12 protein-coding genes and 1 pseudogene are annotated in these 12,530 nt (G+C 55.2%); 11 read left to right on the plus strand and 2 right to left on the minus strand.

Annotated elements, in window-relative coordinates:
• The 6 genes from C7H09_RS04260 to C7H09_RS04285 all read left to right on the plus strand — a co-directional run bounded on the left by C7H09_RS04260 (window position 1) and on the right by C7H09_RS04285 (window position 4,956).
• A complete protein-coding gene (locus tag C7H09_RS04260; RefSeq protein WP_106761385.1) occupies window positions 1-900 on the plus strand; it encodes a DUF1365 domain-containing protein in 900 nt (299 codons plus the stop codon).
• On the plus strand, window positions 888-2,162 hold the full coding sequence (locus tag C7H09_RS04265) for an SAM-dependent methyltransferase (RefSeq protein ID WP_106761386.1): 1,275 nt from the start codon (window positions 888-890) through the stop codon (window positions 2,160-2,162). Before C7H09_RS04260 ends, C7H09_RS04265 begins: the two co-directional genes overlap by 13 nt.
• Window positions 2,159-2,683: a DUF2878 domain-containing protein gene (locus C7H09_RS04270; RefSeq protein ID WP_106761387.1), complete on the plus strand. Its 525-nt coding sequence runs from the start codon at window positions 2,159-2,161 to the stop codon at window positions 2,681-2,683. Before C7H09_RS04265 ends, C7H09_RS04270 begins: the two co-directional genes overlap by 4 nt.
• Window positions 2,680-3,414 carry a hypothetical protein gene (locus C7H09_RS04275; protein ID WP_106761388.1) on the plus strand — a complete coding sequence of 245 codons (735 nt, stop codon included), beginning with the start codon at window positions 2,680-2,682 and terminating at the stop codon, window positions 3,412-3,414. The genes C7H09_RS04270 and C7H09_RS04275 overlap by 4 nt, the downstream gene beginning before the upstream one ends.
• Window positions 3,415-3,492: 78 nt before the next feature.
• Entirely contained in the window at window positions 3,493-4,305 is an 813-nt protein-coding gene (gene xthA, locus C7H09_RS04280) for an exodeoxyribonuclease III (RefSeq protein WP_106761389.1), read from the plus strand.
• Window positions 4,306-4,326: 21 nt separating this feature from the next.
• Entirely contained in the window at window positions 4,327-4,956 is a 630-nt protein-coding gene (locus C7H09_RS04285) for a TetR/AcrR family transcriptional regulator (protein WP_106761390.1), read from the plus strand.
• 3 nt (window positions 4,957-4,959) lie between these two features.
• Here the strand turns inward: C7H09_RS04285 and C7H09_RS04290 are convergent, their stop codons facing one another.
• Complete coding sequence (locus C7H09_RS04290) at window positions 4,960-5,379, minus strand: phasin family protein (RefSeq protein WP_106761391.1); 420 nt, start codon at window positions 5,377-5,379, stop codon at window positions 4,960-4,962.
• A 409-nt stretch (window positions 5,380-5,788) separates the two neighbouring features.
• Here C7H09_RS04290 and C7H09_RS04295 point away from each other — a divergent pair, with 409 nt between their 5' ends.
• The 3 genes from C7H09_RS04295 (at window position 5,789) to C7H09_RS04310 (ending at window position 9,174) form a co-directional block, all read left to right on the plus strand.
• Window positions 5,789-6,220 carry a TIGR01244 family sulfur transferase gene (locus C7H09_RS04295; RefSeq protein WP_106761392.1) on the plus strand — a complete coding sequence of 144 codons (432 nt, stop codon included), beginning with the start codon at window positions 5,789-5,791 and terminating at the stop codon, window positions 6,218-6,220.
• A gap of 24 nt (window positions 6,221-6,244) precedes the next feature.
• A complete protein-coding gene (gene hemH, locus C7H09_RS04300) occupies window positions 6,245-7,357 on the plus strand; it encodes a ferrochelatase (RefSeq protein WP_106761393.1) in 1,113 nt (370 codons plus the stop codon).
• A gap of 392 nt (window positions 7,358-7,749) precedes the next feature.
• Entirely contained in the window at window positions 7,750-9,174 is a 1,425-nt protein-coding gene (locus C7H09_RS04310) for a DNA cytosine methyltransferase (protein ID WP_106761395.1), read from the plus strand.
• A 6-nt stretch (window positions 9,175-9,180) separates the two neighbouring features.
• On the opposite strand, the gene C7H09_RS04315 is transcribed toward C7H09_RS04310, so the two are convergent.
• Entirely contained in the window at window positions 9,181-9,780 is a 600-nt protein-coding gene (locus C7H09_RS04315) for a hypothetical protein (protein ID WP_106761396.1), read from the minus strand.
• A 392-nt stretch (window positions 9,781-10,172) separates the two neighbouring features.
• On the opposite strand from C7H09_RS04315, the gene C7H09_RS04320 reads away from it, so the two are divergent.
• Together C7H09_RS04320 and C7H09_RS04325 are read left to right on the plus strand one after the other, a co-directional pair.
• Window positions 10,173-12,173 (plus strand): hypothetical protein, encoded by a 2,001-nt coding sequence (locus C7H09_RS04320; RefSeq protein ID WP_106761397.1) that lies wholly within the window; start codon window positions 10,173-10,175, stop codon window positions 12,171-12,173.
• A 148-nt stretch (window positions 12,174-12,321) separates the two neighbouring features.
• Window positions 12,322-12,528, plus strand: a pseudogene (locus C7H09_RS04325) (transposase); the annotation flags it as partial.
• Between the last annotated feature and the right edge of the window lie 2 nt (window positions 12,529-12,530).

Consider the following 12,530-nt stretch of genomic DNA (forward strand, 5'->3'; position numbering starts at 1 on the left):
ATGGCCAGTCAATGGTTAGAAGGGACCATTAGACATCGTCGTAAGTTGCCGGTTCAGCATGAATTTCAGTACAACATCGGCATGCTCGCACTGGACGTGGACGACTGGTTTTCGGTCACCGGAATCAGCCCGTTCTTTTCCCTGGAACGGTTCAACTGGCTGGGGCTGAAACGCGAGGACTATCTTGATCCGGACATCCCCAGCCTTCGCCAGGCCGTCTACAACCGGGTAAAAAGTGCGACCGGCTGGGCGCCGGACGGCCCCATTCAACTGATTACCCACCCCCGCTATCTGGGCTATGTGTTTAACCCGGTAAGCTTCTACCTGTGTTACGAGAACGGCTGCGACCCCGCCCGGGGAGCAATTCCCCGCGCCATTCTGGCGCAGATCACCAACACACCCTGGAAGCAACGCCATGTCTATTGCCTGGAAAGCCTGCAACCCGGCCCGGGCGCGCCCGATAACTGGCACACGGAAAAGTTTTCCTTTCACAAGCGGTTCCACGTATCGCCGTTCAATGGCATGAACCAGGAGTACCAATGGCTGTTCAGTTTCCGGGGGCCGGAATTGCGTATTCACATGAACGTGGAAGAAGCCGATCGAAAGCAATTTGACGCCACTCTGGTAGTCCAGCGCAAAGCGCTCGACCGTATAACCCTGCATCGAAGCCTGCGACGGTTTCCACTGGAAACCCTGAAGGGCATCGGGGGTATTTACTGGAATGCACTGAAACTCAAGCTCAAGGGAGCGCCGTTCTACACCCACCCCGACAAACTGCCCGCAACCGACGACGCCTTCGGCCGGGGCAACAACGACGAGGGGATTGATGTGGGGCAACGGCCGTCGGAACACAACACTATTACGGATTCTGCAGGAAGGGTAAGCTCATGGAGAACCTGAACACCACTCTGGAAGGCCAGCAAACGGCACCCACCAGATTGCCAATTCTCAGCCGTGTGGCCAGGCGCCTGGTGTGCCAGCAACTGGCTATGCTGGGCCATGGCACGCTTACCATCCGCGAGCCCGGCTTTACCGACCTGACCTTCGGTGACGGCGATAGCGCGTACCCGCCAGCCGTGCTGGAGATTAGCAATCACAGCACCTGGCGGGATCTGGTTACCGGCGGCAGCATTGGCGCGGCTGAAGCCTACGTGGCTGGCGACTGGCATTCGCCAGATCTGACCGCCCTGCTCCGGTTCTTCACCCGCAACCTGGACACCATGAATGCCTTTGAGGACAAGTTTGCCTGGATCAGCAAGCCCACCCTCAAGGCACTACACTGGCTGAATCGCAACACCCCGGAAGGTTCCCGCAAGAACATCAGCGCCCACTACGATCTGGGCAATGACCTGTTCAGCCTGTTCCTGGACCCTACCCTGATGTATTCGTCGGCTATTTACCCGTCAGAGGAAGCCACGCTTGAGCAAGCCGCCGTGCACAAACTCGACACCATCTGCCGCAAGCTGGATTTACAGCCCGGCGACCAGGTGGTGGAAATTGGCACCGGCTGGGGCGGCTTCGCCATCCATGCCGCCAAGCACTACGGCTGCCACGTGACCACCACCACCATCTCCCGGGAACAACTGGAACTGGCCCGTGAACGGGTGCAGGCCGAGGGGCTGGAAGATCGAATTACGTTGCTATTCGACGATTATCGGGATCTCGAGGGCCAGTTTGACAAGCTGGTCTCGATTGAGATGATTGAAGCGGTCGGGCCCCAGTTCCTCGACAGCTATCTGGCCCAGATTGACCAGCTACTGAAGCCCGATGGCCTGGCGCTGATACAGGCGATCAACATGCCCGAGCAGCGCTACCAGCGAGCGCTGAAGAACGTCGATTTTATCCAGCGCTTTATCTTCCCCGGCAGCTTTATTCCATCTTTCGGGGCGATCCTGACCTCAATGAAGCGCGAAACCAGGCTGGTGCTGACTCACGCCGAGGATTTCGGCTTTCACTACGCCCGAACCCTGAAAGACTGGTGTGACCGCTTTCTGGCACAGCAGCCCGCCCTGGAGCAACTGGGCTACGACCAGGCGTTCCAGAGGCTCTGGCACTTCTATTTCGCCTATTGCGAAGCCGGTTTCAGTGAACGTGCAATCGGCGTTGCCCATCTGGTGATGGCCAAGCCCGCCAACAAGCGCGCCAATATCCTGACCCTATGATTGCTAACCCGGCCACACGCAATCTGGTCAACTTCGTACTTTTCCAGTGCGCCTGGCTGGCGTGCGTGCTCTATCCCGGCCTGGGCTCTGGCCTGTTTGCCCTGGCTGTGGTGGTGTTTCATCTGGCGGTTATCAGCCAGCAACGCAGCATGGAATTGCAGTTTATCGGGCTCGGCATTGTGCTGGGCGGGCTGATGGACAGCCTCTGGTTCCGTATTGGCGTGCTGGGGCTTGATAGCGGAGAAGAGATAATACTCGCACCACCCTGGCTGATTGCGATCTGGGCGGTGTTCATGACCACCCTGTGCCACTCGCTCAACTGGATCAGCGCAAAACGCTGGTTGCCGTTTGTGCTTGCCCCCGTTGCGGGCCCCTTCGCCTACTGGTCGGCCGGCCAACTTGGCGTGGTTAATCTGCCGGGCCTGTTCACTTCCCTGCTGGGGATGGCGGCGGGCTGGCTGATCCTCTTCCCATTGCTGCTCTGGCTGCGCCGAGCCTTGTATCCGGAGCTGGTATCATGAAACCGGGCTTCCTGCTTATCATCGTACTGATACCAACCCTGAGCGCGACAGCCGCCACTCGTTTCGAGTTCTCCGGCACCGCTGCGAGCGGCGGCACCGAACTGTATACCGAATTTCATCAAGTACAAGGTACCTGCTCAGATGGGCAGTTTGCGCCCAAAGAACACCGGGTGAGCTATCAGCGCGCTGGCAGCGACAGCCTCTTCGCCGAGAAGCATCTGAGTTATGGTGAAGCACCCTTTACGCCCTCCGTGTCATTCCGGCAACCAGACTTCAGCGAACAGCTGGACATCGACTACCCGAACGAAAGCGAGATTTCTATTCGCTGGCAAGCACCGGAGTCTGCACCGGTCGCCTACGAGCTGTCGCGGGTGAACAACCTGGTTGTAGATGCAGGCTTTGACCACTTCGTCCGGGCCAACTGGGCCGCACTGAATGCCGGGGAGAGTTTGTCGTTTCAGTTCCTGGCTCCAACCCGTGGCGAGCACTATGAGTTTACCCTTGAGCCGATATCAACCGGGCGCCTCGACGCCGATCTGGAAGTGCAGATACGGCCCGCAGGCCTGCTGCTGCGTTTTCTGGTCGACCCCATCCTGCTGGGTTACCGGGCCGATGGTGCGCTTACCCATTACCTGGGCCTGACCAATATCCGCAAGAACACAGATACCAACCACACAGCCCATATACGATACCAGGTGCTACAGCTGCCGAATTGTGAACTCACACGATGAACAGGGCGGTGAAGCCCGCTTTCATGGCCGCCGCCTGTGGTAAACTCCTGAAAACTCGATTCGGGAGACCTCCAAACCATGATGTTCGTGTCGTTCAACGTCAACAGTATCCGCACCCGACTGCACCAACTGGAAGCTGTGATCAAAGAGCTGAACCCCGATGTCATCGGGCTACAGGAAACCAAGGTCACAGACGCGGAATTTCCCGTTGAAGCGGTGCGTGAACTGGGCTACCACGTTCATTTTCATGGCCAGAAGACCCACTACGGTGTGGCACTGTTGTCGAGAGAGGAGCCGGAAGCGGTACTCAAGGGTTATCCCACCGACGATGATGACGCCCAGCGACGACTGATCACCGGGCGCTTCACGGTAAATGGCGAACCTGTCACCGTCATCAACGGGTACTTTCCCCAGGGCGAAAGCCGGGATCATCCGGTCAAGTTTCCAGCCAAACAGAAGTTCTATGCCGACCTGATGGCCTATCTTGATGAACTCTCCCACGAGCCCGGTCATCTTGTGGTGATGGGTGATATGAATATTTCGCCAACCGACAAGGATATCGGCATCGGCCCGGACAACGCCAAACGCTGGCTGCGGACTGGCAAATGCAGCTTCCTGCCGGAAGAGCGGGAATGGCTGGCCCAGGTGGGGCAACGTGGCCTGACCGATGTGTTCCGCCATCTGCACCCGGACGAAGCCGACACCTACAGCTGGTTTGACTATCGCAGTAAAGGCTTTGAGCGGGAACCCAAGCGCGGCCTGCGGATTGATCTGATCATGGCCAGTGACAGCCTGCTGCCAAAAGCCCAAGCGGCCGGAGTAAGCTACGATATCCGCGCCATGGAACGGCCCTCTGACCACTGCCCGGTGTGGGCCTCATTCGACCTCTGACCCGACCACTGGCGCTAGCGGATGAAGAAAGTCAAAACCAGGGATCGGATCGTCGACACCAGCCTGCATCTGTTTAACAGCCTGGGCGAGCCCAATGTCACCACATTGCTGATCTCCGATGAACTGGAGATCAGCCCTGGCAACCTGTATTACCACTTCAAAAGCAAAGGCGATATTGTTGAGGAGTTGTTCCGGGCCTATGAAGCCGACATGCTGGACTTGCTGGCGGTTCCGGAAGACGCCGACATCCCATTGGATCAGTTCAGCTTTTTTTTGCATCTGCTGTTTGAGGGAGTGGCTCGGTACCGGTTTCTCTATCAGGATCTGGTGAACGTGCTCTCCCGCTACAGTCAGCTGCAGCAGCGATTCCGAAGGATTCTCAAGAAAAAAACGGCGGCGTTTCAATCGCTTTGCGGAAGCTTCCAACGACAGGAAATGATGGATATCGAGCCGGAGGCACTCGGGGCCCTGTGCGAGCAGTTAACACTGACCGTGTGTTACTGGAGCAGCTTCGACACCCTGTCACATCTGGAAGACCGGGATGCAGTTGACCCCGGGCGAGGGGTTTACCAAATGCTGCACCTGCTGCTGCCCTATTTACGGGAAGACGAGCAGGAACAGGTGAAGCTGATCAGCGCGGATTATCGGTAACGGTTATTCCTCCTCATCTCGGGCCGTGCCAGCGCCACGCAGGCGGCTCAGCTCACGTTCCAGCACATCAATCCGATGCTCCAGCGCCTCGATTTCCTCACGGCGATGGATGCCCAGCCGCCGCAGGGCGCCGGAAACACGTTGATCAAACATGTGCTCCAACCGATCCCAGGTGCCGGTTGCCCGATCACGCACTTCACCAACCCGATCCTCGACAGTGCGGATCTGCTTTTCCACCACACCACGTGTTTTGCTTTCCAGTTGCTCGCCTTCCTGAACCAGTCGATCGAAGAACCGCCCGGCATCTTCCTCGGCCTTGGTATAGGCCCCAAGACCCGCGAGCCAGATTTGCCGTGCAGAATCCTTGATTTTGCCCGGCAACTGGGAATCCGTATCGGACTTGTTGTCGTCTTGCTCAGACATGCAATACCTCTGGAGATTCTGGCTTACTGTAATTCCGCTATTGTATTACAGCTCATCGGGGAATGCAGTGGCAGGGCTACAACCCCCACCGTTAAAGACCCCAGTATAAGGGCGGCCGGGATATGCGAAAATGTTTTCAATGGAATCATGCTCTCGCTTGAACTGTGCAAAATATGGTCAATACTCATTCTTACCGGCATCTTCCATGATGTCGGTTTGTCTGGAAGTCTTTCATGGATACTACTCGCACGCCTCTGCCCGGCAGTCCTTGCCGGGCTTTTTTGTTGTGCTGCCCGCCACCGTTCCGCCCCGGCCACGGATCCTGCCCGAATATCCACTTTGTTAGCCTCGACATGGCCGGTATGATGTTGTTATGAAACACCAGTCATCCTGAACAGCGGAGAATCCCGTGAATATCCGGAAGCTTGACGAGACCCTATCTGTTTCACCTCAAATTACTGTTGCCGACGTCGCGGAGATCTCCAGGCTGGGATACAAAACGCTGGTAGCCAATCGGCCTGATCAGGAAGAGCCCGGCCAACCTGCCATGGCCGAGATTGAAGCGGCAGCGGCACAACACGGCCTGGCGTGGGTTTATTTGCCGGTCGCCTCTGGCAACATTACCGACCAGGACGTCGAAAACTTCGCCCCAATGATCCAGCAGGCAGAAAAGCCCGTAATGGCCTTCTGTCGCTCAGGCACCCGCTGCACGGTACTCTGGGCGCTCAGTGCGGCCCGCGAGCAGGATCCACGTGAAATCCTGTCCAGTGCCCATCAGGCCGGGTACGACCTCACCGGTCTGATCCCGCGTCTCTTGCAACAGGCCGGCAACACGCAGTAACCCTCACAACATCAGGAAGTATTCATGGCTTACAACGGGTCAGCTGACTATCGCCATAATCAGCCGGATCGGCTTGGCGTATTGATCACCAATCTGGGCACCCCCGATGCTCCGACAACTCCCGCTCTGCGCAAGTATCTTGGAGAGTTTCTCTGGGATCCCCGCGTGGTAGAGGTGCCCCGCCCCATTTGGTGGCTGATACTGCACGGCGTGATTCTGCGTATTCGCCCAAGCCGCAGCGCCAAAGCCTATGCCGGGGTCTGGGAAGAAAAAGGCTCGCCTTTACTGACACACACCGCCAGCCAGGCCGAAGGCATTCGGGAAGCGCTGCAAGAGAAGTACGGCACCAATGTGGTGGTCGGCTTTGCCATGCGCTATGGCAATCCGTCTATTGCACGGGTGCTGGATGAAATGCAGCAACAAGGCGTACGAAAGCTGATTGTATTGCCTTTATATCCACAATACTCCGCGTCCACTTCGGCCTCCACCTTTGATGCCGTGGCCGCAGACTTCACCAAACGTCGCTGGCTACCGGATTTCCGGTTTATTTCGCACTACCATGACTACCCGCCCTACATTGAGGCGATGGCAAACCACATTGAAGGTTACTGGGCCGAGCATGGGCGCAACGAAAAACTGGTTTTGTCCTACCACGGGGTTCCACTGAAATATCTGCTGAAAGGCGACCCCTACCATTGCGAATGCCACAAGACCTCTCGCTTACTGGCGGAACGCCTGGGATTGTCCCCGGGCGACTATCTCACCACCTTCCAATCCCGGTTTGGCCGGGAAGAGTGGCTGAAACCCTACACTGATGAAACCCTGAAGGCTCTGCCCGGCCAGGGAACCAGGTCTATCGATGTGTTTTGTCCGGGCTTTTCCGCTGACTGCCTGGAAACCATCGAGGAAATTAACGAAGAAAACCGGGAGTATTTCATGGAAGCGGGCGGACAGGGCTTCAACTACATTCCCTGCCTGAATGCGACGCCAGGACACATACAGGCACTGGTTCAGCTGATTGAAGACAATCTCAAGGGGTGGAATCTACCGGACAATGCGCCTGAGCAGCTAGGTGCCCGTGCCGAAATGGCAGCCCACCGAAAAGCCGAGAGCTATCCAGGCCGACAGGAAATCTGATCACCTGCCTGCAGAACACGCAGACAAAATGCCTTGCCTGCGTGTTACTTATCTTCTTCCCGGCCGTCCTCGTTTGTGAGATCCGGAACCGACTGACAAAAGGTGCAGTCTTCGGTATCCACCGCGCTTCCTCCGGTCTCTACATAACGTACCCGATGGCTGGCGCTCCCACGATTTGCAGAAACGGCAAACCTTCTTTTTGCGCGAGCCGAGTCTTCGTCAGGCTTGATACTATCGGACATCAGCTGCCCCCTTTACTGGCGTGACGGTCTTCGGGTGCGGTGCCCGACAATGACCATAATAAACGGCGGTTTCCGGCTACAAGATCTTGAGTATTCAGGCAGCCGTTTTAAAATGGGTACTCACTGAAAGTTTCGCAAAGGAAAGCCCGCATGAGTACCCAAATCTCTATTCAGGACGCCGCCAACATGCTGGGCGTAAGTACCCAGCGGGTGCGGGAATTATGCAGAGATAACAAAATTGATGCAAAGAAAGTCGGTAACAGCTGGGTACTGTCGCAAGAAAGCGTTGAGAGATATGGCTTGAAAACCGCACATACCGTGGCTTGCGATCATTCGTCAAAGCAGAGACCTCCGTTACCGGGCAAGCCCGTAGCACTCAGTTTTTTCTCCGGTGCCATGGGTTTGGATCTGGGAATCGAAAAAGCAGGCTTCCAGATCCGGCTTGCCTGTGAGTTCGACAAATACTGCCGTCAGACTATCGCTCTGAACAGGCCGGACACTGCGTTGTTAGGCGACATCCTGGAATACTCGGCAGATGATGTCCTTGAGACTGCCGGTTTATGCCGGGACGACGATATCGATGTCATCATCGGCGGGCCACCTTGCCAGGCCTTCAGTACAGCTGGTAAACGCCAGGGATTCAACGATGCACGGGGAAACGTCTTTCTCAAGTACATTGATGTTGCGCTCGATATTCGCCCGAAATTCATTGTCATCGAGAACGTTCGAGGACTTTTGTCCTGCCCCATGGAACATCGCCCCCACAACCGGCGTGGCGAAGGCTTTCCGGGTTTGCACAAAGACGAACTCAAAGGCGGCGCGCTCAATTTTGTTCTAAGCCTGCTGGAAAGTGCGGGGTACGGGGTGTCGTTTAACCTTTACAACTCGGCGAATTTCGGTACCCCCCAGATTCGCGAGCGGGTCATTCTGATCTGCTCCCGCGACGGCGACGCTCCACCGTTTCTTGAGCCCACCCACGCCGAACACGGGGCTCATGGCCTGCCACCCTGGAAAACCTTTCAGTCCTGTGTGGCGGGCATCCGGGAACACCATCACCTCAACTTTCCCGAGAAACGCCTGAAATACTACCGGCTGCTCGAGCCCGGCCAGAACTGGAAGGCACTTCCGGACGAACTGCAACGTGAAGCCATGGGAAAATCCTATTTCTCCGGCGGAGGCAAGACAGGATTCTTGCGCCGCCTTGGATGGGACAAACCCTCACCAACGCTGGTCACCCACCCGGCTATGCCTGCGACAGACCTGGCACACCCGGTAGAAGACAGGCCATTGTCGATTGAAGAGTACAAACGCATTCAACAATTTCCGGATGCCTGGGAGCTGGCGGGCCCGCTGGTGCAGCAATACAAACAAATAGGTAACGCGGTGCCCATCGGGCTTGGCTTTGCGGTCGGGCGCCTGCTCAGAAAAATGCTGTCTGGGGACAATATCGTTTCCATACCAGACTTCAGTTACTCAAGGTACAGGAACACCTCGCATAATGAATGGAAGACCCAGTTTGAAGCCCGGATACAAAGCCATGCACATGGCCTGCAGGGTAGCTTTGAGCTTGTGTAAGCCGAGTCAGGTGTCGCCAGCTATCCGTGCAAGGGTGTCTGTAACAGAAAAGGCTCGGAACACCGGATTCCTGAGGTCGAGAACGTAACTGTCTTTAGCGTTTCCGGACTGATCTGCCTTTCGCTGCAGGTAGGAATGCAGATTGTTGCGGCGACACAACGCCGGGATATGCCGGATACTGGCGGCCCAGATACCCTCCATTGGTGACACCTCAATAAAGGAGCCGTCCGGCTTAAGCAGCTTCACCGCAAGCCAGTTCACATGATAGAGAATAATCAACCCCGGGTAGAGGCGGGTGTAACGATCCACATCAATCTTGTTCAGAGTAACGGCAAACTGAGGCTCTACACCGTACCGACGGGCATTGAAGAAGGGTGTGTTCTGGGTTTTTAGATCGACGTAGCGGTCGCTCGCCGTGTGTATGAAGTCCGGAACGGTTGGATCCTTATGCTTCTGTTCATTCAGCCGCAATCCGAACCTTGAGCCAAAAAGATGAAGAAACTCGTGCTCCAGCTGTTCACCATCCTTGCACCACTGCAGTTTCTTCTGAAGATCGCCGTGGCTGAGCTCATTGCCAAACCGATCCATCAGTTTGTACTGGGGCATTTTCGCTCTTCTTTTGTCAATTCCTTTGAACAACCCCGCCTGCCGTGGCTGCGTCCACGACGCGGCCTGCACCTCATCCAGAAGTAGCGCCTATGCTGTGTGGGATCTGTGATTGATGATATAAGGGATTCATAGCACCCGACAACCTGCTCCCCGGGCTTCCATCACAGTTTTGAGGAACTGAATACCCTCATTCAGTGCGATGAGCTCAAACGGCGATACTACTAGCTGAATCGACCTGCTGAATACAGAAACAATACAAAAACCTAACAATAAACAAGTGTATTTATGTCGATGCATGCTACTCTTTTGTTTAATTCCGACCCTTTGTCTAATTCCGACTCAAGGCATTGTGGATCTGGGTTGAGCCAAAATAGTTAACGGAGTTTGCGATGACTCATGGAAAAAAACGCATTTGCTTTGCCAGCATTGCTTCTGCGCTGTTACTTGCAGGCTGTGGTGGTTCAGACAGCGATGCCGATAAGGATGGAGAAGGCTCCCTCCCTCCACCTTCAGTAAGTGATCAGCAAACACTATCCAAGCAATACAACTCTGCCGTCTCAGATGCCATCGAAGCAAGTAAAGGGGTTGATTCGGCCTACCAAAAGGCTTTGGCAATCGACGACACAATGTCGCTATCGGAAGTTCAGGCACGCATTGATAGTTTTCTTGATGCACTGCTCGCTTATGCCAATACATTACGAAAGATGGACAATGCAGGCGCGCAGATGGGTGTGCAAGGCGCTATGGCCTCCCAGGCATTAGGTATAAAGGCGTACTCGGACCCCTTCCTGGTTGAGGTAAACGCTCTATTTGACGATTTACTCGGCTTTTTGCCGGGCTCTTCGAATGTTGGAGTGGCGAACGCCAAAGCGATCGAGGATATGGTCGCCAGGGCCAAGGAGAAAGGCGAGAACCTACGGCAACAGGTGGAGTCCAGTAACATTGAAGCTGCGGATTACGGAAATGCCGTAATGACCGAGCTTCGTAACGTGGTAACAACGGGGGCTGGCTGGGTATTTTCAGGATTTGCCGGTGTAGTTGGAGGCGTTGCGGCCGGTGCTGCAGGCGTTAGTATGATTCCAGCTATTGCAGTGGGGGCCGCAGCAGGAGGTGTTGCGGGCGTGGTATACAATTATGTGTTCACTTCTGGCGAGACTGAGAATGGCGGCTGCACAACCGACTGCCTGGTCGTAACCGGGACGACTAACAACAAAGGCCAGGTGTTTGTGCCCGCAGATGTGAAGGGCGAGTTGGTGTTAAGTAATTCAGACAGTCATCCCGTATCCATTCCGGATTTCAAACTCACCGAGGGCGATACGAACGCCAGAATCCTGGCAGACAATACGCCTGTGGATGAACCGTTTGAATCAGCGCCTGTTACCACAGAGCCACCTGAAACTGGCGATCCATCGGCGTCTAAGCCGGTTTGTAGCGATATATCCTCCATATCTGCTAGTTTTACGCTGCAGACCTCTGGTGAAGTCTGGATGGACGCAAAAGTAATTCCTGATGTGACCGGATGCACACTCAATCTAACCAATGGTCGTATCAATTCAGAATCTGGCAACTGGGAGTTAGACGACACACAGTTTGAGAACAATCAACCACTTTCAATACAGGGCGGACCTGCCAATGGCGACTTTAACATTTCGCTAACTCTGACTGCTGCGGATTCAGGTGTTCGAAGAGTCCTCTCTGAAACCATTGAGCAGGATGCTGTCGGGGCAATTTCTATTGAGCCCGTCAATGGTCAGTTTTCAATGGAGGTAGGGGAAAAGCTTCCCGTGAATTATCTGGCTCAGAGAGTGTTTTTCGCTGACGGATCTTCTTCTACTGTTTTGGGCTCTGATAACCCCGGCATTCAATGGCAGTTTGATAGAGGGGTCGGAGTGTTCTCTGGCGGATACTACTCTTCGGAAGAGCCAGGAACAGGCGTATTTACAGTTAGCTTTACAGACGCCAATGAAAAGACTGTACAAACAGTTGTAAATCTATTGGTAACGCCAAAGGGGGGAACGCAGCCTGTTGAGCCTGAGCCGAGTTCATTTATCGGTTCGTGGTCTGGCACATTTTCCGGCGATGGCGATACAGAAGATGTATATTGCCCAACCGGATCGACCATCACAATGAAAGTTATGGCGATGGGCGATGAGACCTGCTCTAGATTCGATTGCTATGTTTCAGGGATACTTAGACTAACATACCATGATTTTCCATCCGCCCCACTCTCATTTACTGGCGAGGTGGATGAGAGCGGCAACCTCAGTCTGTTTGCCTCGAATGCTGATGATACGGTGACAGCCACGGGCATTCTCAACCCTGACAACACCGGCACCTTTAGTTATTCGAGTGAACTCGGGTGTACTGGCAGGGGTTCAATATCAAAGTAGGTGGTCGTTTCAGCCGTGTCTATATGGCTGAGTAGTAGAAACCAGCGTCGCCAGTTCAGCAGCGCTGGTTCTCTTGAAACTCAAAGGCACTAGAGGTCATGCTGGGTTAGTCCCCAGATCGAGATCCGGCACAAAAAGCTAGTCACGGATGGCCGAGAAGCTGGCCACCGCGACGGGGCGATCGGTTTACGCCCGGCGCAAGCATCTGGTTGGGGCGGTTAATGGCTGGATCAAGCATATTCTGGGCTTCCGGCAGTTCAGCCTGAGGGGGCTTAATGCCGTGCAAGGCGAATGGGATCTGGTCTGCCTGTCGCTTAACCTCAGGCGGATGAGTTCGCTGATGAGGCTGACATAGGC

Source organism: Marinobacter fuscus (assembly GCF_003007675.1).
GTDB classification, from domain to species: domain Bacteria; phylum Pseudomonadota; class Gammaproteobacteria; order Pseudomonadales; family Oleiphilaceae; genus Marinobacter; species Marinobacter fuscus.